Origin of the sequence: Actinorhabdospora filicis, assembly GCF_030269765.1 — a bacterium.
In the GTDB taxonomy this organism is placed as follows: Bacteria; Actinomycetota; Actinomycetes; order Mycobacteriales; family Micromonosporaceae; genus Actinorhabdospora; species Actinorhabdospora filicis.
Window position 1 is genome coordinate 1,800,187 of sequence record NZ_BSTX01000001.1, and the last position, 18,601, is coordinate 1,818,787.

The window sequence follows — 18,601 nt, forward strand, 5'->3', positions numbered from 1 at the left end:
GGCAGGCTTGGGGGTATGCGGAAACCCTGGGTCGTGGGCGTCTCCGGCGCCTCCGGGACGCCCTATGCCAAGGCGGTCATCACGGCGCTCTTCGACGCCGGCGAGTCCGTCGACCTCGTCGTGTCGAAAGCGGCGCGCCTGACCCTGATCGACGAGACGGGCGGCTCCATCCGCGACGCCCACTGGAAGGACGACCTGTCCGCCTGGCTCGACCGCGACCTCGGCGACGTGACCTACTGGCCACACGCCGACCTGGCCGCCGGGCCCTCTTCGGGCTCCTACGAGGTCAACGGCATGATCGTCGTCCCCGCCTCAACGGCCGCCTGTGCCGGCATCGCCCTCGGCCTGTCGAAGGACCTGCTGCAAAGAGCCGCCGACGTCAACCTCAAGGAGAAGCGCAAGGTCATCGTGGTCCCCCGCGAAACCCCCGCCTCGCGCAGCCACCTCGTCCACCTGCTGGCCCTCCACGACGCGGGCGCCACCGTCCTCCCCGCCAGCCCCGCCTTCTACGCCGGAGCCCGCGACGTCCAGCAACTGGTCGACTTCGTCGCCGGACGCGTCCTGGACGCCGCCGGCGTCCAGCACACGCTCTACCAACGCTGGCGCGGCGACCTGGGCGCGGCCCGCCTCACCTGAAGCGAAAACCCCACCCGCACACGACCGCCGCGAAGACGGCTAATGGTGATCGGAACCAGCCCCGGCTCCCCCACCACCGCCACCACCAGCGCCACCACCGAGCTCCCCAAGGAGCAACTTCTTCACCTCGGACTCCCGAAACCGCCGGTGCCCGCCTGGCGTGCGAATGCTGCTGATCCGGCCCGCCGCCGCCCAACGCGTGACGGTCTTGGGATCGACGCGAAAGAGCGCCGCCACCTCACCCGGAGTCAACAAGCGGTCTTCACTGTCCATCGACGTGCCCCCCTGCCCATGCGCCCCTACGGGCTGTGTCACAAGGTGCCCGTTCGGTCTGGCGACCGAACACGTTTCGGCATGCCCCTCTTGCACCCGTTCAGGCCGCGTACACCCCCATTAGAGCACCATGCTCCTAAATATGCACCAAACCGACGGGATCAGCCATCTGTATCCAGGTTATCTAGGGGTGGACAAACGGACGGATTTGTGTAGACCGTGCGGATGGGCGCGGAGAGGAAGGCGAGCACGAAGGCCGAGGTCAGGGGCGGGGCGGAGTGAAACAGGCGCGGCGAGGTGGAACGGGTGAAGTAAGGCCACGCGATGACTGGCGGGCAACGGGGTCAAAACCCGGGCGAGGACAAAAGCTCGTTGCAGTAGAGCCGGACCGGGACGGCCCGCAAGCCGCAAAACTGAGCCGGGCCAGAAGACGAGCAGACGCGCAAGAAAGCCTTCTCGGGGTAGGAGAGGTGGATCCTCCGTCGGTCGGCCAGACGTGTTCTTGGAACGAGGGTTCTCGGGGTGTCAAGCCGCGTTCTTTGGCTTGACACCCCGGGGTTCCTCGTTCAGCGTCGTTCCAGCCGGCCAGAGGAGGAGACGCCTCCCGAGAGAGGCCCAGGTCCAGGACAGCGTCCTGGTCGGGGACGAGGGCTGAAAGCCCAGGCCAGACGGCGACCGTCAAATAGCGCCGATGCAGGGAATCGAAAGCGGCCGATCCGTGGGGGGGAGACGGCGACGGTGTCATAGCCGCAACGCCGTGGATGCATAGCGGGCGGACGATCCGCGGGGCGCCAGACCAGAAGCACCAGGGGCCGCAACAGGCGTCGAAAACACACGACCCCGGGCGCCAGGTGACCGCTGAGACCGGGTGAAACGGCCTCGGGTGACGGGTGACGGCCGCACTGGGGAAGGCCCCCGCGCGTGGTAGTGAGGCTGGCGCGGGGCGGGGCGGGGCGGGGCGGGGCGGGGCGGGGCGGGGTGAGGCGGAGTGCGGCGGGGTGAGGCGGAGTGCGGCGGAGTGAGGCGGAGTGAGGCAGGGCGAGGCGAGGCGAGGCAGGGCGAGGCGAGGCGAGGCGAGGTCCAGCAAGCCAAGACAGCCCAAGGCAACACAACGCCCCCACCCCAAACCCCCCACCGCGCCCCACACCCCCACCCCCACCCCCCACCACATACGCTCCCCCCATGGACGACATCGACCGCCGCCTGCTCTCCCTCCTGCGCACCGACGGCCGCCGCTCCTACGCCGATCTCGCCCGTCAGGTCGGCCTCTCGGCCCCCGCGGTGCACGATCGCATGGGCCGGCTGGAGCGCACGGGTGTGATCACCGGCTATCGAGCCGACGTCAACCCGGAGGCGGTAGGACTGGGGGTGACCGCGCTGATCGGCATCATCGAGAAGCCCGACACCGAGTATTCGACGGTGACCGACGCGCTGGAGCAGATCCCGGAGGTCGAGTCCTGCTACTTCCTCGCCGGTGAGGAGTCCTTCCTCATCAAGGTGCGGGTGGGCGCCATCGGGGACCTGGAGCAGCTGGTGACGCGCATAAACCGCCTGCCGGGGGTCGCCCGGACCCGTACCGCCATCGCGCTCTCCACGAAGTGGGAGAGCCGTCCTCAGCCTCTCGACGCGGACGGAGACTAGCCTTGTCGATCATGAAGACCGTCGACCGATGTTGTGACGCGACCCGCGGGTGGGTCAATGATGCGATCGCGAAGGTCCACGCCGATACCAACCGCAGTGCTGACACGCACCTGCTGACGTTCCCTCTCCCGCCGCAGTGGGGTGTCGACCTGTACCTCAAGGACGAGTCGGTGCATCCGACGGGCAGTTTGAAGCACCGGCTGGCGCGTTCGCTGTTCCTGTACGCCCTGTGCAACGGGTGGATCACCGAGGGGACGCCGGTTATTGAGGCGTCGAGTGGTTCCACCGCGGTCTCCGAGGCCTATTTCGCGCGGATGCTGGGGCTGCCGTTCATCGCGGTGATGCCCCGCACGACCAGCGAGGAGAAGGTCCACCTCATCGAGTTCATGGGCGGTTCCTGCCACCTGGTGGACGATCCGGCGCTCGTCGTCGATGAGGCGCGGCGGCTGGCCGGGGAGAAGGGCGGCCACTTCATGGACCAGTTCACCTACGCCGAGCGCGCGACCGACTGGCGCGGCAACAACAACATCGCCGAGTCGATCTTCCAGCAATTGTCGGCCGAGCGGCATCCGATCCCGGACTGGGTCGTGGTGGGCGCGGGCACGGGCGGGACTTCGGCGACCATCGGGCGTTACGTGCGCTATCAGCGGCACGATACGCGTGTCCTGGTCGCCGATCCGGAGAACTCGGCGTTCTTCACGGGCTGGTCGGAGCACAATCCGGCGGCGACGGTGCGGGGCGGGTCGCGCATCGAGGGCATCGGGCGTCCCCGGGTCGAGCCGTCGTTCGTGCCCTCGGTCGTGGACCGCATGGCGCAGGTCCCGGACGCCGCTTCGGTGGCTTCGCTGCGGGTGGCCTCGAAGATGCTGGGACGCCGCGTGGGCGGATCGACGGGCACGAACCTGTGGGCGTGCTTCGGGCTGATCGCCGAGATGCGCAAGGCGGGCCGCGCGGGCAGTGTCGTGACGCTGCTGTGCGACTCGGGCGAGCGCTACGGGCACAGTTACTTCGATGACGGCTGGGTCGCCGCGCAGGGCATGGACCTGGCGCCTTATGAGGCGCTGATCGATCTGTTCCTGCGCACCGGGGAGTGGGTCAGCGGCTAGCGCCGCCGAGCCGGACGGCTTCCCCTGGGTCGGCCCGCCTCCGTGCCCCACGAGCCCCGCCGAGGCGGCGCGAGCGCGTGGACGTCGCGCGGTTGGGAGGGCGTGCGAGAGGATCGCGCGGCCCGAAAAGCCGCACCGGCCGAGAACGGAACCGCCAGAACACGGCACTACCCGGAAGACGTGGTGTCGCGGTGGATCGCCTCACTCCACCGCCACACCCGGCCATCGAACCCGGCCGTCAAAGCAGGCCTTCGACGCCGGCCACCCGGCCCCGCCGCCTCACTCCACCCCCGCCAGCGCGGCCGCCGCCTCGGCGCGGCCGGCCGCGTTGCCGAGTTCGGTGAACATCCGCAGCGCCCGGCGCAGGTGCCCGGTGGCCTCCGCGCGTCGTCCCGTCGAGCCGAGGACGACGCCGAGGCCGGTGAGGGCCTGCGCCTCCATGTCGCGTGAGCCGAGGTCGCGGGCGAGGTCGAGGGCCTGCCGCGCGTTCGTCTCGGCGGCGGGGTCGCCGATGTGGGCGCCTTCGACGGCGGTGCCGATGAGCGCGGCGACGCGCAGGTCCTTGAGCCCGTGGCGGACGGCGAGGTCCAGCGCCTCCCGGAAGCGCCGGGCGGCCTCCTCGTGTTCGCCGAGGCGGGCGCAGACCTCGGCGAGGTTGTGGATGGCGACGCCTTCGGATCCGGGGTTGCCGGATCGGGCGGCCAGTTCGCGGCATTCGCGGTAGCTGTCGCGGGCCTCGGTGAGGCGTCCGGTGAGGAGCTGGACGGTGCCGAGCCCGGACAGGGCGTGCCCGAGGCCGGGTTCGTCTCCGGCGGCGCGTTTGCGGTCGCGGGCGCGGGTGAACCAGGTTTCGGCGCGCTCGTATTCGCCGACGCGCCAGTGGACGTCGCCGATGCGGAAGGCGGTGGCCCCGGCGTTCTTGTCGTCTCCGGCGAGGTCGGCGGCGTCGAAGGCGGCGCGGTGCAGGGTGAGGCCGTGGTCGTGGTGGGAGCGCAGGTGCAGGCGCCGCCACAGCAGTCCGGAGAAGCGTTCGGCGTGGGCGGGGCGGCCGTGCCCGGCGGCGTGGACGGCGACGGCGACGATGTCGTCGAGTTCGCCGTCGAGCCAGGCGGTGGCCTCGGCGGCGTGGCCGAAGCGGCGGGCGTGGGCGGGCGAGCCGGGGAGCTCGTCGCGGTCGATGGCGTCCCAGGGGTGTTCGGTGACCGAGGCGTTGGCGACGGTGTGGAGGTAGTAGTCGGCGAGCCGCTCGCGGGAGTCCGTCACGATCGCGCAGTCGAGGGTGGCGGCGAGTTCGGCGGCGTAGGCGCGCAGGAGGTCGTGTGTGGAGTAGCGCTCGGGGGTGGCCGTCTCGTCGATGAGGTGGGCGTGGAGGAGGGCGGCGAGGCGCTGTTCGGCGTCGTCGTGGCCGATCCCGGCGAGTGCGGCGGCGGAGTGGACGTCGAAGCGGCGCCCGGGGTGCAGTCCGAGGAGCGCGAAGAGTTCGGCGGCGGGGGCGTCGAGGCGGTCCAGGGACCAGGAGAAGACCGCGCGGGCGTCGCTGTGGGGGTCGCCGGGGTCGGCGAAGAAGTCGAGTTCCCCGGACGTCAGGTCGGCCACGAGCGCGGCGAGGGTCTCGCCGGGCCGGTCGGCGGCGTGCTGGGCGGCGACGCGGATGGCCAAGGGCAGGCGGGAGCAGGCGGTGACGAACGCGAGGGCGGCCTCGGGTTCGGCGGTGGCGCGTTCGCCGACGAGTTCGGCGAGCAGCGCGAGGGCCTCGTCGTGGGTGAGCAGGTCGACGTAGAGGCGGACGGCGCCGTCGCGGGCGCGCAGGCCGGTGAAGGCGTGGCGGGTGGTGACGACGGTGAAGCAGCCGCGGCCGGTGGGCAGGAGGGGCCGGACCTGTTCGGGGGTGGCGGCGTTGTCGAGGACGACGAGGAGCGCGCGTCCGGCGGTGCTGCTGCGGTAGAGGGCGAGGCGCGCGTCGGGGTCGGCGGGTATCTCGGACGCGGGGACGCCCAGGCCGCGCAGGAACAGCCCGTGGACCTCGGTGGCCTCGCGGGGTCCGCCGGGCCCGAAGCCGGCGAGGTCGACGTAGAGCTGCCCGTCGGGGAAGCGGTCGGCGACGGTGTGTCCCCAGTGGACGGCGAGGGCGGTCTTGCCGACGCCGCCGGAGCCGGTGAGGGCGGACAGGATCGCCGCGGGCGGGCGGGTCTCGGGGTCGAGGAGGTCGTCGAGGCGGCGCAGGAGCCCGTCGCGGCCGACGAAGCCGCTCGTGGCGGGCGGGAGCTGGCGGGGGACGACGGGCGCGGCGACGGTGGTCTCGGGGGCGCCGAGGCCGGTGGCGCGGGCGCGGCGCCAGGCGGCCTCCCACAGGTCCACGGGCGCGTCGGTGAGGGCTTCGACGATGGCGCGCAGGACGGGCAGGCGCGGCAGGGGGCGGGTTTCGCCGAGGGCGTCGCTGAGGGTGGAGGCGGGTACTCCGATGCGGCGGGCGAGGGTCCTAAGGGACGGGTCGCCGGCCCAGACTTTGAGTAAACGCAGCTCGCGGGCGAGGTCGGCCGAGGTGGCCACCCGCGCCGGGTCGGCCTTGGCGGCGATCTCGGGCACGTCGCCTCCTTCCAGGGAGAGCCGATGGTATCCGGTCGGTGTACGGGGGCGTACGGGAGCGTCCGGGGCGGTCGACGCGGAGTGGCCGGGCCGTGCTCAATCGACTTTGTTCCAGGCCGGGCCGCGCGATTCATCGCTCCCACCGACCCGCGCGGCCGGGTCTGGACCGTCGCCGCGGGGGACGGCAGAACGCCCCGCATCGGTGCGTCAGGGGGAGTCACACCGATGCGGGGCGTTCGCTGTCGGCTAGTCGGCCGCGTAGATCGTGCCGGTGACCTCGCCGAGGGCGATGAGTTCGCCGTTGACGCCCATGGCGGTGGCGTTCAGCTCGATGATGTCGCCGTCTTCCAGGAACGTGCGGGTCTCGCCGTCGCCGAGGGCGATGGGTTCCTTGCCGCCCCAGGTCAGTTCGATGAAGCTGCCGCGCTGGTGGGGCTGGGGGCCGGAGACGGTGCCGGAGGCGTAGAGGTCGCCGGTGCGCACGGAGGCGCCGTTGACCGTCATGTGCGCCAGCTGCTGCGCGGGCGTCCAGTACATGTCGGCGAAGGGCGGGCGGGACACCTCGGTGCCGTTCCACTTGACCGACATGCGCAGGTCGTAGCCGTAGCGGTCCTTCTCGCTCAGGTACGGCAGGACCTCGGGGTCCTGTTCGGGCGCGGTGATCTCGGCGTCGTCGAGGGCGTCCAGCGGGGTCACCCAGTGCGAGATCGAGGTGGTGAAGGACTTGCCGAGGAACGGGCCGAGCGGCACGTACTCCCAGGCCTGGATGTCGCGGGCGGACCAGTCGTTGACCAGGACCACGCCGAAGACGTGCTCGCGGAAGTCGTCGACGGAGACCGGGGTGCCGAGCCTGGAGGGGACGCCGACGACGAAGCCGACCTCGGCCTCGATGTCCAGCCGCGCCGAGGGCCCGAACTGGACGGTCCCGTCAGGGGCCTTGCGCTGCCCCTTGGGCCGGGTCACGGGCGTGCCGCTGGGGACGACCGTCCCGCCGCGCCCGTGGTAGCCCACCGGGAGGTGCTTCCAGTTCGGGAACAGCGGCTCGGAGTCGGGACGGAACAGCCGTCCCAGGTTCACCGCGTGGTGCTCCGAGGAGTAGAAGTCGACGTAGTCGCCGACCAGGAACGGCATGTGCATCGTCGCCGCCGCGACCGGTGTCAGCAGCGGGCGGACCTGGTGCGCCAGGTCCTCGTTGGTCAGCAGGCCCTGGACCTGCGCGCGCACCGTCGACCACACCTGGCGGCCGAGGGCCATGAACGGGTTGAGGACGGGGGCGCGCAGCGCCGAGCAGGTCGGGCAGTCGGCGCAGGTGCCCATCTCCACGATCCGGCGCAGGTCGAGGATCTCGTCGCCGATGCGCACGCCGACGCGGGGTACCGCGTTGTCCTCGGTCGAGTAGACCCCGTACGGGAGGTTGTCCACGCCGTACCGGCTTCCCGCCGCGCTCTCCACCCAAGTCATTGCTGAACCGGCTCCTCTATCAGCCCGAGACCGATCAGGTCGTCGAGCGGTTCGGTGACACTGCACGAGCCGAAGCCCGCCCACAGGGGACGCTCGCGGTCACGCAGTTCGTACGTTGTGTCAACGAGCGGACGGGGATCAGTGTGACGCAGGATCGCGGCCACATCGGCGACGGCCGCCCCCTTCCCGGCGTCGGCGCAGGCCACCAGCACGTTCAGGAAACCGTGATGGGTGAATCCGGTGGAGCGGTCGGTGTGCCGGACGGCGTGGTGCAGCCCGGCGGTGAGCTTGAGCCCCGAGCCGCGCCCGGCGCAGGCCACGATGACGGCGGCCAGCTCCTCGGGCGTCGGGAACAGCTCCGACAGCAGCCCGCCGGTGCGGAACTTCGGGATCACCGGCGTCCCGGCCAGCTCGTCGAGGGCCTCGTGCAGGCCGAAGGTCAGCGGGATCTCGCCGTAGACGAGGACGCCGCCCCAGTCGCCGTAGGTCTCCTTCAGTTCGGCCACGCCCGGCATCGGGTCCTCGCCGCGCTTGGCGACGGGCACCTCGACCTGCACGGGGACGATGTCGGCGCGCAGGTGGGCCATCGCCGGGGCGACGTCGGCCATGCCGGTGTCGGCGACGATCCCCACGCGCAGCGGCTCGTCGCCGGTGCGGAACTCGTCCAGGTGCCGCTGGACCTGGGACAGCTGGCTGGTCTTGACCAGCAGCGGACCCACCAGGTCCTGGTACCACCTGCCGCGGTGCTCCAGATGCGCGCGCACCGCGTCGGGGAGCGAGGCGCTGCCAGGTGGGAAGACCGCCGCGTCGTCGACGAAGCCGCGGAACAGTTTCGGGATCATGCCCGAGGGTAGCCCGGTTGACACGGCTCGGACGTTAGCCGATCCTGCGAGGTGGGTCCAATACGCGCACGGCCGGTGTTCGAAACAGTGATCAACTCCGGTCGATGCCCGCCGCGCCGCCGTCGTACTGTGGGGGCGTACACCTCTAGGAGGGGCGACGATGCCTTACTACCGCCAGATCGGCGAGATCCCGCGCAAGCGGCACACGCAGTTCCGGCAGCCCGACGGGACGCTGTACAGCGAGGAGCTGATGGGCGTGGAGGGCTTCTCCTCCGACTCGTCCCTGCTCTACCACAAGCACCTGCCCACCGCGATCAACGCCAGCGTGGAGTTCGCTCCCCCGTGGCCGCTGACCCGCGAGGCGAACCTGCCGCTCAAGCCGCGCCACCTGGTCACGCACAAGCTGGACGCCGCCGGGTCCGACGCGATCCTCGGCCGCCAGCACCTGCTGGCCAACGAGGACGTGCGCATCTCCTACTCCGTGGCCGACACCCCCTCGCCGCTGTACCGCAACGCCATCGGCGACGAGTGTCTCTACGTGGAGGCCGGCACGGCCCGGGTGGAGACCACCTTCGGCGCCCTTGAGGTGGGCCGCGGCGACTACGTCATCATCCCCACCTCGACCATCTACCGGGTGGTCCCCACCGGCGCCGAGCCGCTGCGGACCCTGGTCATCGAGGCCACCGGGCACATCACCCCGCCCAAGCGCTACCTCTCCAAGCGCGGCCAGCTCCTGGAGCACGCGCCCTACTGCGAGCGCGACATCCGCGGCCCGCAGGAGCCCCTGGTGGAGGACGGCGAGGACGTCGACGTGCTCGTCCAGCACCGCATCCGCGGCGGCATCGGCTGGACGAAGTTCACCTACGTCAACCACCCCTTCGACGTGGTCGGCTGGGACGGGCACCTGTACCCGTGGGTGTTCAACATCGACGACTTCGAGCCGCTCACCGGCCGCGTGCACCAGCCGCCGCCGGCGCACCAGACCTTCGAGGGCCCGAACTTCGTGATCTGCTCGTTCGTGCCGCGCAAGGTCGACTACCACCCGCTGGCGATCCCGGTCCCGTACAACCACCACAACGTGGACAGCGACGAGGTCCTGTTCTACACCGGTGGCAACTACGAGGCCCGCAAGGGTTCCGGCATCGGCCAGGGCTCGATCTCGCTGCACCCGAGCGGTTTCACGCACGGCCCGCAGCCGGGTGCGGCGGAGCGGTCGATCGGCGCGGAGTTCTTCGACGAGCTGGCCGTCATGGTCGACACGTTCCGTCCCCTGGACCTGTGCGACGCGGGCCTGCGCTGCGAGGACCCGGGTTACGCGTGGACGTGGGCGCGCAAGGTCTGAGCCACACCACACTGAACGACCGGAGGGCGGCCCTGGGGCCGCCCTCCTTCGTCATTCCCCGGACGTGAGGGTCGCGTCCACCTTCGCCATCAGCGACGCCAGCAGCGCCCGTTCGGCCTCGCTGAGGCCCGCCGTCGCCTTCGTGTCGGCCTCGCGCCAGATCGCCTGTACGGGCTCCCGCAGCGCCCGTCCCTTCTCGGTGAGCCACAGCCGGACCAGGCGCCGGTCGCGCTCGTCCGGGCGGCGGGTGAGGAGCCCGGCGGTCTCCATCCGGGTGGCCATCTTGACCACGGCCGGGGTGCTCACGTGCACGGCGGCGGCGATCTCGCCGGGGGTGCGCCCGTCGGCGTCCCAGAGCGCGCCGAGCATGCGGTCCTGGCCCAGGTAGAGGCCGAGGGCGGCCAGTTCGGGCTCGGTGAGGCCGCGCAGGGACTTGTTGACGCGACAGTGGGTCTCGAAGAAGGAGTCCGCCTCGGGTGGCCGGGCGGCTGAAGATCCGGTGGTCATGGGTCCTCTCGGAACGGTCCTTGCCAACAGATCGCTAACCGGTTATCGTTTCTTCGTCAAAGTCGTTAACCCGTAAACGATCGGAGTTCCCATGCTACTCGTCACCGGTGCCACCGCCCAGGTCGGCGGTGCCGTCGCCGCCGAGCTGGACGCCCTCGGCGCCGACTTCGCCGTCCTCGTCCGCGATCCCGCCCGCGCGACCGCGCTGCCCGCGTCCGCCCGCCGGATCACCGGCGATCTGGACGACGTGGAGAGCCTGCGGAAGGCCTTCGCGGGAGTGTCCGCGCTGTTCCTGGTCGTACCGGGCACCGGTCTCGACCACACCGCCAACGCCGTGGCGGCGGCGAAGGACGCCGGGGTCGGCCGGATCGTCCTGCTCTCGTCGCTGCTGGCCGACGGCGAGCCCGTGCCCGCGATGGGCCGCTGGCACCGGGCGCGCGAGGAGATGATCACCGCCTCGGGCATTCCGGCCACGTTCCTGCGCCCCGGCGGGTTCATGAGCAACGCGCTGGAGTGGGCCGGCACGCTCCGCGAGGGCGGCTACGTCCTCGACCCGATGGGGCCCGGCCGGTACGCGCCCATCGACCCCGCCGACATCGCGGCGGTGGCCGCCGCCGTCCTCACCGGCGAAGGCCACGAACGCGCGACCTACGCGCTCACCGGCGACGAGCGGGTGACCATCGCCGAGCAGGCCGCCGTCCTGGCCGCCGAACTGGGCCGCGAGATCGAGGTCCGCACCGCCGCCTCGCCCGAGGACGCCGTGCGCGCCCGCTTCCCGCACGGCGCTCCCCCGGAGCTGGCGGCGGCGCTGGTGGAGTCCTTCACCGCAGCGCGCTCCAACACCGAGGGCTTCGCCTCGGACGACGTGCGGCGGCTGCTGGGACGCCCGGCGGGCACCTTCGCGGACTGGTGCCGCCGCAACGCCCACCTGTTCTAGTCAGGCCGCGTCGGCGGCTGCCTTGGCCTCCCGGGCCCACGTCAGGACGCCCGTGCCGCCCACCGCCTCGGCCAGCTCCACGGCCTCGTCGGCGTACTTCCGGGCCTCCCCGGGACGCCCGGCCTGGAGGTTCACGTGGGCCATGCCGACGAGGTTGGCCGCGACACCGGCGGTGAAGCCCAGCTCGCGGCGCAGGCGGGTGGATGCGGTGAAGAAGTCCATCGCGGCTTCGAGGCGTCCCTCGGTGTGCGCGACGAAGCCGAGGTGCCGCAGCGCGTAGGACCTGGTCAGGGCGGATCCGGCCAGGGCCGCCTCGAAGTGGGGCATGGCGGTGGCGGCGTCATCGCGTACGACGTGGTGGTAGCAGCCGGTCCAGAACCGCGCCCAGGCCACGCCGTCGGTGTCGTTCAAGGAGCCGTAGAGGTCTCCGGCGCGTTCGAACATGGCCGGTTCGGGCGTCGCGTCGACGTTCTCGCGGTCGGCCAGGAAACGGGCGTGGAGGTTCATGCCCCGGGCCATCAGCAGATCGGCCTCGACGGCGTCGAGCACGCGGTCCGCGGCGTCGGTGGCCGCGAGATCTCCTTGGAAGACGGCGGCGTGGTACAGGTCGTCGGCGAGGGCGAAACGATCGGTCATGGTGGTCTCCTCAGGGGTGGAGACGTCACCCTAGTCAGCGCCCGCGCATCACGAACGCGTACAACGCCACGAACCCCAGCAGCACCGTCAGCGCCAGCAGGAACGGCGAGGCGACCGCCGCGTAGCACCCCAGCACCACCGGGGATGCCGCCACGCACGCGAAGGCGATCTCCAGCCAGCGCTCGGAGCCGTCCATCTTCCGCAGGATCACGGTGATGGGCTCCGGCAGCCGCGAGACCGCCACGAACAGCCCGATGCCGCCCGCGACGGCCAGGATGGCGGCCAGCACGCGCGCGGTGCCGGTCGCGCCCGCCGACAGTAGCGCCACCAGCAGGGGCGCGGCGATGGGGAACGCGGCGCCGTAGCGGACGACGCCCGCCACGCGCTCGAAGAGGTAGGTGTCGGGCTTCTCGGCGTCCGGCGGCGGCGTCGAGGGCCGCAGCTTCAGCTCCGGGTCGAACTGGAGGTGGAGGAAGTCGTCGGTGTCCCAGTCGCCGCCGCGGTCCTTGCCCAGGCGGCTGGCGGCGCGGGAGGCGCGTTCGGAGAGGTCGGCCAGGCCGAGCTGACCGGCGATGGAGGACAGCACGACGTGCGGTTCGGGCCGGTCGGGCGCCAGCCGGATGGCCTGCCAGGCGGCGTCGAGGGCCTCCTGCCCGTTGCGGGCGATCTGCCGGATCATCGCGTAGTGCATGTGCCGCCACCACGCCAGCCGGTCGGCGTCGAGGAGCTTCTCGGCGGCCTCGACGGCGTCGTCGACGCGGCCCAGCAGGGCCAGGGCGTAGCCGCGGCAGCTGAGGGCCCGGTGGTCGGACGGGTCGTGCGCGAGCGCGGCGTCGGCGGCGGTGAGGGCGTCCTTGGGCTGTCCGGCGCGCAGTTCGGTGGCGGCGAGCAGGGACAGCAGGGCGGCGTTGGTGGGGTAGTGGAGGAGCCCGCCGGCGAGTTCCTCGCGGGCCTCGTCGAAGCGGGTGAGCTCGTAGAGGAGTTCGGCTCGCGCGATGTAGCTCTCGGCCTCCTCCGGGGTGTTCACGATCGGCGCTCGTTGGTGTAGACCACCGCGACGGCGGTGGCGGCCAGGCCCTCGCCGCGGCCGGTGAAGCCGAGGCCGTCGGTGGTGGTGGCGGAGAGGCGGACGGGCGCGCCGACGGCTTCGGTCATGACGCGCTCGGCTTCGGCGCGGCGGGGTCCGAGGCGGGGTTTCTTGCCGATGACCTGGACGGCGACGTTGCCGATGTCGTAGCCGACGGCGCGGACGCGGCGGGCGGATTCGGCGAGCAGGCGGACGCCGGAGGCGCCGGACCATTCGGGCCGGTCGGTGCCGTAGTTGCTGCCGAGGTCGCCGAGTCCGGCGGCCGAGAGCAGGGCCGAGGAGGCGGCGTGGCAGGCGACGTCGCCGTCGGAGTGGCCGGCGAGGCCGTCGGCGTCCTCCCACAGGATCCCGGCCAGCCAGCAGGGGCGTCCGGCTTCGAAGGCGTGGACGTCGGTTCCGGTTCCGACCAGAGGTATCAGCACGGTTTCGAGGGTAGCCAGGAGAGGGGCGTCACCCGCGTCCCGCCCAGCGCATCGCCGACAGGCGCAGGGCCTCGTCGACGCTGCCGGCCTCGCTGACGGTCATGCCCTTGGGGGCCTCGTTTCCGCAGCCCCGGGGCACGATGGCGTGTTTGAAGCCGAGCCGGGCGGCTTCGGCGAGGCGGCGGGGGACGGCGGTGACGCGACGGATCTCACCCGTGAGGCCGACCTCGCCGATGGCGACGATGTCGGCGGAGACGGGCGCCTCGGACACCGAGGAGGAGACGGCGAGGGCGACGGCGAGGTCGGCGGCGGGTTCGGTGACGCGCATGCCACCGACGGTGGCGGCGTAGACCTCGCGGTCGAGGACCTTCTTGCCGCTGCGGCGGTGGAGGACGGCGAGGACCATGTTGAGGCGGGCGCCGTCGAGGCCGGACACGGTCCGGCGGGGCACGACGCCTTCCTTGGCGCTGCCGCCGACGAGGGCCTGGACCTCGACGAGCATCGCGCGGCGGCCCTCCATGGTGACGGTGACGCAGGTGCCGGGGACGGGTTCGGCGATCTCGGTGAGGAACAGCCCGCCGGGGTCGGGGAGGGACACGACGCCGGTCTCGGTCATCTCGAAGCAGCCGACCTCGTCGGCGGGCCCGAACCTGTTCTTAACGCCTCGCAAGAGGCGGAGAGCGGAGTGCCGGTCGCCTTCGAAGTGGGCGACGGTGTCCACGAGGTGCTCCAGGACGCGCGGCCCGGCGATGGTGCCCTCCTTGGTGACGTGCCCGACGAGGACGGTGGCCATGCCGCGGGCCTTGGCGACCGCGATGAGCTGCGCGGCGACCGCGCGGACCTGTGTGACGCCACCGGGGACGCCCTCGACCTCAGTGGTGGAGATGGTCTGCACCGAGTCGAGGATGAGCAGGCCGGGTTTGATGTCGTCGATGTGCCCGAGGACGGCGGCCAGGTCGGTCTCGGCGGCCAGCATCAGGTCGGGGTGCAGGGCACCGAGCCGGTCGGCGCGCATGCGGACCTGGGAGGCCGATTCCTCGCCGGTGGCGATGAGCGCGGGCCCGCCGCCGGGCGCGGCGGCCCATTTGTGGGCGACCTCCAGCAGCAGCGTGGACTTCCCGACGCCGGGCTCACCGGCCAGCAGCACGACACCGCCGGGGACGAGGCCGCCGCCGAGGACACGGTCGAACTCGCCGACGCCGGTGGGGCGGTGCCGGGCGGGTTCGGCGGGGACGTTGGTGATGGACAGCGCCGGGTTGACCGAGACGCGCGGGGTGGTGCGGATGGGCCCGCCCTTGGCGGCCACGACGGGCGCGGTCTCGGACATGGTGCCCCACTCGCCGCAGCCGGGACAGCGTCCGACCCATTTGGAGACGGTGTGACCGCAGGCGGAGCATTGCCAGGCGGAGCGGGCGGGTTTGGCCATGGACGGAGGGTAACGCGGGGGTCGGACATCCCGCGTCAACGCGGGCGGTGGGTACGCGGAAGCCCCCGCCGTGGCGGGGGCTTCCGTGAAGTTCTAGTGTCCTTCGCCGGTCTCGGGGAACTCGGCCTTGGAGCGGTCGACGGGCTCACTGGGCAGGCCCACCGGAATCTGCGCGCGGATCGTCCCGGCGCGCTCGAAGGTGAAGGTCATCCACAGCGACTCGCCGGGGCCGAGCTTGCCGGTCAGGCCGTTGACGCGCAGGAACGGGCCCTGTCCGGGCACCAGCATCACGTAGCCGTGCGGGAGGACCGTGACGTTGATGGCGGGGTTGCCGCCGCCGGTAGTGGGCGCGTCCGAGGATGAGGCCGACGGGGTGACGGCGGGTCCGTCGACGTAGACGACGCCCTGGGCGCCCGGGCTCTGCTCGTTCGGGTTGTCACCGGGGGCGGGCTCGACGCTGACGGCGGTGAGGCGGTCGGCCTCGGTGCCGTTGTTGAAGACGCGCAGGATCAGGTCGGCGTTCGCGCCGGTCTGGTAGCCCTGCGAGCCGTTCCAGTCGATCTTGACGTCGTTCAGCATGAGGTCGCCGACGGTCAGGTCGGCACCGGCGATGGCGGTGACGGTGTCGGCGGTCTGGGTGACCTGGCCGGCGCCGCAAGCGCTGACACCCATGACGACGGCCGCGGCGGCGGCCAGACACGCTCCGATTCGTGCGACGCGGACGGTCACGGTGATGCCCTCTCATCGATGCTCTTGGACCGGACACAGCTCTTCGACCGGACCCTGCTCTTGGATCGGACACAGCGTAGTTGGTCCGCGTATCGGCGAAAGCGCAACCCGCCCTAATCGTCAGCCGGAGCGCACCGCGAAGGCGTAGGCGGTCTGCGCGACCTGGTACGAGCCGACCCAGATGGTCACCCGCGCGCCCTCGGGCAGCGTGAACACGGTGAACGTGTGGTCGGAGTCGCAGTCGGCGGCGCTGCGGACACCGGCGCCGTCCCCGGCGTCGACGAGGACGGCCAGGTCGATCCCGGCGCTGTCGGAGGCGCAGGCGAACTCCATGCGGTACTCACCGGCGTCCAGCGTGGACACCGTCGGCACCCCCGAGTCGACGGCGTTGACCACGTCGAAGGCCGCGCCCGAACCGGCGAGCTTGCGCACGGCCCGCCCGTACAGCTCCTCCCAGGAGGAGCCCGCGGTGATCGTGGCGGTGGTGGCCGCCTCCGGCGCGGCCGGGCGCCACACGAGCGCCGCGGCCAGCAAGGTGAGCACGATGGTGACGGCGACGATCGCCGGTCGCGGCCATGGGCGCCGCAGCCGGTCGATGGTCCACCGCGCGGTGTCGCCCCCCGGCTCCGCTGGAGGGCTTTGATCCAGGTCTATCTCCCCCATCATCGGAGGCTAACTCGCCTTCACCGCCGATGGGGATCGGTGGGCCGGACGGATCAATCAGTACGCGCGGCCCAGAAGGCGTAACCGACCAGTAGCGCGTTGGGGCCCACCGGTTCCAGTTGCAGCGACGCGGAGGTGGCCAGCTCCAGGTGGTAGACCTTCGCCGGGCCGTCGCAGGGCAGGTCGGTCTCGAAGAAGAAGTCGCCGTCGGGGTCGCGGACCTGGAACCGCATGCTGATGTAGTCGGCGTTGCCCGCGCAGGCCACGTGCAGGTCGTACTTCCCGGCGGCCAGCTTCCCCGAGGACACCGGGTGGATGACACCGGATCCGGCCCACACCGGCGACTTCGCCGCGCCGACCTTGTTATTGGCGTCGGTCTCCAGGTCGGCCACGATCTCGCCGTTCTCCGGGTCGAGCGCGATCCAGCCCTTGTCGGTGAGGACGTGGTCCTTTTCGAGGGGGATCCAGTAGCTCACGATCGGCCCCGGCTCCGGCTCGGCCACGTTCGGCGCGGGCGGCTGCTGCCGCGGCGGGTCCGGCCGCACGACGGCGGCGGTGCCCAGGGCGGCGGCGAGCGCGGCGATCACCGCGATCACCGGGCGCGGCCAGGGCTTGCGCAGGCGTTCGCGCAGGCTCGGGCGGGGCCCGTCGTCGTCGACGTCGTCGAGCGCGGTGTCCTCTTCGGACAGCTCGATGTCGACCGGTGTCTCGTCGCTCACACCGTCACGGTAGCCGAACCCGCCACCAGCAGCACGACATCGACGACCGCCAATGCCATGGCGGCCCGGAACACCATCCGGCCGCCGATCCGGCGGCCCAGCCACAGTCCCAGCGGGATCACCACCGCGGCCAGCGCGACCGCCGCCAGCGCGTACCAGCGTCCGATGCCCACCGCCAGGACGACCGCTGCGCCCAGCAGCAGCCCGGAGGCGGCCAGCTCGCTGCCCAGGCGTCCCAGGCGGTGCGGGAGGCCGCGGACGCCGGTGGCGGCGTCCTCGGCCAGGTCGGGCAGCACGTTCGCGAAGTGCGCGCCCGCGCCCAGCAGCGCGCCGGCCGCCACCGTCCACCATGGAGCCTCCTGCGGCCCGCCCGCGCAGAACGAGGGCAGCAGCCCGAAGGAGAACGCGAAGGGCAGCACCGACCACGGCGTCGACTTGTAGAACTGGTTGTAGGCCCACGCGCCGGCCACCGCCGCGATGTGCAGGACGCCGCCGGTCCAGCCGGTCAGCAGCGACAGCACCACCGAGGCCAGCGCGGAGAGACCGGCGGCCCAGCGCACCGCGTCCGGCGACAGCTCGCCGGTGGCGAGGGGCTTGTCGAGACGCCCGGAGGCCAGGTCGCGCCCGGCGTCCAGGAAGTCGTTGTGCCAGCCGATGGAGAGCTGACCGGCGAGCACGGCCAGTCCGATGAGGACGGTGGTCGCGGGGCCGCGCCCGAAGGCGACCCCGAGCAGGACCGACACGGTCGTCACCACGACGGCCGGTCCCGGATGCGAGGCCCGTACCAGGGGCAGCAGTGGCATGGCGGCCACTGTAGAGGCTGTGCGCCCCCGGCGGTGTGCCACGCTCGCGTGGTGGAGGCCAATGATCCCCGCCTGTACGACGATCTGGCGGACGCCTGGTGGGACCCGCGCGGCCCGTTCGCGATGCTGCACTGGCTGGCCGGGGCGCGCGCGAAGCTGATCGGCGCGCCGCCGCGGCCGGGCGCGCTGCTGGTCGACGTCGGTTGCGGCGGCGGCCTGCTGGCCGGGCACGTCCGCGGTTTCCGGCACCTCGGGGTGGATCTGCGGCCACCGGCGCTGCGGACGGCCGCCGCGCACGGCGTCGTCCCGGTCGCCGGTGACGCCACGCGCCTGCCGCTGGCCTCCGGCGTCGCCGATGTCGTGGCCGCCGGGGAGATCCTGGAGCACGTGCCGGACTGGCGCGCGGCGGTCGCCGAGGCCTGCCGCGTCCTGGCGCCCGGCGGGCTGTTCGTCGCCGACACCCTCGCCGACACGTGGCTGTGCCGCCTGGCGGCCGTCCACATCGGAGAACGTTTGCCGGGCGTCCCCCGGGGCATCCACGATCCGGCGCTGTTCGTGCCGCCGCGCGAGCTGGCCGCCGAATGCGCGCGCCACGGCGTCGGCGTCGAGACACGTGGCCTGCGTCCCAGGATCGGTCCGCTGGTTCGCTGGCTCACTCGATCACGACGCCGTACCGTCTCAGTGGACGCCTTGGCGCCGACGAGATCGACGTCCACCCTCTACCAGGTCTGGGGGCGCAAGAGTGCTTGACGTGGCCCGTGCACACTCCATCTCCGAACTGCGTC

General features: G+C 72.1%; 19 protein-coding genes. 6 read left to right on the plus strand and 13 right to left on the minus strand.

The genetic code is table 11. The features are described 5' to 3' along the window. Window positions 1–15: 15 nt before the first annotated feature. On the plus strand, window positions 16–636 hold the full coding sequence (locus QSK10_RS08410) for a UbiX family flavin prenyltransferase (RefSeq protein ID WP_285662047.1): 621 nt from the start codon (window positions 16–18) through the stop codon (window positions 634–636). 39 nt (window positions 637–675) lie between these two features. Here QSK10_RS08410 and QSK10_RS08415 read toward each other — a convergent pair whose 3' ends face one another. Then, the gene (locus tag QSK10_RS08415; RefSeq protein ID WP_285662048.1) at window positions 676–909 is read right to left on the minus strand and encodes a BldC family transcriptional regulator; all 234 of its coding nucleotides are present in this window, start codon (window positions 907–909) and stop codon (window positions 676–678) included. 1,182 nt (window positions 910–2,091) lie between these two features. Between QSK10_RS08415 and QSK10_RS08420 the strand changes: the two genes are divergently transcribed. Then, complete coding sequence (locus QSK10_RS08420) at window positions 2,092–2,550, plus strand: Lrp/AsnC family transcriptional regulator (RefSeq protein WP_285662049.1); 459 nt, start codon at window positions 2,092–2,094, stop codon at window positions 2,548–2,550. An 11-nt stretch (window positions 2,551–2,561) separates the two neighbouring features. Next, entirely contained in the window at window positions 2,562–3,656 is a 1,095-nt protein-coding gene (gene cds1, locus QSK10_RS08425; protein ID WP_285662050.1) for an L-cysteine desulfhydrase Cds1, read from the plus strand. Window positions 3,657–3,935: 279 nt separating this feature from the next. Here the strand turns inward: cds1 and QSK10_RS08430 are convergent, their stop codons facing one another. The 3 genes from QSK10_RS08430 to QSK10_RS08440 form a co-directional block, all read right to left on the minus strand. After that, on the minus strand, window positions 3,936–6,242 hold the full coding sequence (locus QSK10_RS08430) for an ATP-binding protein (RefSeq protein WP_285662051.1): 2,307 nt from the start codon (window positions 6,240–6,242) through the stop codon (window positions 3,936–3,938). Window positions 6,243–6,488: 246 nt separating this feature from the next. Continuing rightward, the gene (fahA, locus tag QSK10_RS08435; protein ID WP_285662052.1) at window positions 6,489–7,703 is read right to left on the minus strand and encodes a fumarylacetoacetase; all 1,215 of its coding nucleotides are present in this window, start codon (window positions 7,701–7,703) and stop codon (window positions 6,489–6,491) included. Next, window positions 7,700–8,545 (minus strand): hypothetical protein, encoded by an 846-nt coding sequence (locus QSK10_RS08440; protein WP_285662053.1) that lies wholly within the window; start codon window positions 8,543–8,545, stop codon window positions 7,700–7,702. Before QSK10_RS08440 ends, fahA begins: the two co-directional genes overlap by 4 nt. A gap of 160 nt (window positions 8,546–8,705) precedes the next feature. Here QSK10_RS08440 and QSK10_RS08445 point away from each other — a divergent pair, with 160 nt between their 5' ends. Next, on the plus strand, window positions 8,706–9,887 hold the full coding sequence (locus QSK10_RS08445; RefSeq protein WP_285662054.1) for a homogentisate 1,2-dioxygenase: 1,182 nt from the start codon (window positions 8,706–8,708) through the stop codon (window positions 9,885–9,887). A 51-nt stretch (window positions 9,888–9,938) separates the two neighbouring features. On the opposite strand, the gene QSK10_RS08450 is transcribed toward QSK10_RS08445, so the two are convergent. Beyond that, a complete protein-coding gene (locus QSK10_RS08450; protein WP_285662055.1) occupies window positions 9,939–10,394 on the minus strand; it encodes a MarR family winged helix-turn-helix transcriptional regulator in 456 nt (151 codons plus the stop codon). A gap of 91 nt (window positions 10,395–10,485) precedes the next feature. Between QSK10_RS08450 and QSK10_RS08455 the strand changes: the two genes are divergently transcribed. After that, window positions 10,486–11,331: an NAD(P)H-binding protein gene (locus QSK10_RS08455; protein WP_285662056.1), complete on the plus strand. Its 846-nt coding sequence runs from the start codon at window positions 10,486–10,488 to the stop codon at window positions 11,329–11,331. On the opposite strand, the gene QSK10_RS08460 is transcribed toward QSK10_RS08455, so the two are convergent. From QSK10_RS08460 to QSK10_RS08495, 8 genes are all read right to left on the minus strand, one after another. Further along, window positions 11,332–11,967: a tetratricopeptide repeat protein gene (locus QSK10_RS08460; RefSeq protein ID WP_285662057.1), complete on the minus strand. Its 636-nt coding sequence runs from the start codon at window positions 11,965–11,967 to the stop codon at window positions 11,332–11,334. It lies immediately after the preceding gene. A 34-nt stretch (window positions 11,968–12,001) separates the two neighbouring features. Next, window positions 12,002–12,994 carry a tetratricopeptide repeat protein gene (locus tag QSK10_RS08465; protein ID WP_285662058.1) on the minus strand — a complete coding sequence of 331 codons (993 nt, stop codon included), beginning with the start codon at window positions 12,992–12,994 and terminating at the stop codon, window positions 12,002–12,004. Then, window positions 12,991–13,476, minus strand: a complete 486-nt coding sequence (ispF, locus tag QSK10_RS08470) for a 2-C-methyl-D-erythritol 2,4-cyclodiphosphate synthase (RefSeq protein WP_285662059.1) — start codon at window positions 13,474–13,476, stop codon at window positions 12,991–12,993. The genes QSK10_RS08465 and ispF overlap by 4 nt, the downstream gene beginning before the upstream one ends. Window positions 13,477–13,504: 28 nt before the next feature. Then, on the minus strand, window positions 13,505–14,902 hold the full coding sequence (gene radA / locus QSK10_RS08475; RefSeq protein WP_285662060.1) for a DNA repair protein RadA: 1,398 nt from the start codon (window positions 14,900–14,902) through the stop codon (window positions 13,505–13,507). 93 nt (window positions 14,903–14,995) lie between these two features. Beyond that, window positions 14,996–15,631, minus strand: coding sequence for a hypothetical protein (locus tag QSK10_RS08480; RefSeq protein WP_285662061.1), 636 nt, complete (start codon window positions 15,629–15,631; stop codon window positions 14,996–14,998). 120 nt (window positions 15,632–15,751) lie between these two features. Continuing rightward, window positions 15,752–16,294 (minus strand): hypothetical protein, encoded by a 543-nt coding sequence (locus tag QSK10_RS08485; protein ID WP_285662062.1) that lies wholly within the window; start codon window positions 16,292–16,294, stop codon window positions 15,752–15,754. A gap of 53 nt (window positions 16,295–16,347) precedes the next feature. After that, a complete protein-coding gene (locus QSK10_RS08490; protein ID WP_285662063.1) occupies window positions 16,348–17,013 on the minus strand; it encodes a hypothetical protein in 666 nt (221 codons plus the stop codon). Continuing rightward, a complete protein-coding gene (locus QSK10_RS08495; protein ID WP_285662064.1) occupies window positions 17,010–17,816 on the minus strand; it encodes a UbiA family prenyltransferase in 807 nt (268 codons plus the stop codon). Before QSK10_RS08495 ends, QSK10_RS08490 begins: the two co-directional genes overlap by 4 nt. A 51-nt stretch (window positions 17,817–17,867) precedes the next feature. On the opposite strand from QSK10_RS08495, the gene QSK10_RS08500 reads away from it, so the two are divergent. Continuing rightward, on the plus strand, window positions 17,868–18,566 hold the full coding sequence (locus QSK10_RS08500) for a methyltransferase domain-containing protein (protein ID WP_432705301.1): 699 nt from the start codon (window positions 17,868–17,870) through the stop codon (window positions 18,564–18,566). Window positions 18,567–18,601: the final 35 nt, after the last annotated feature.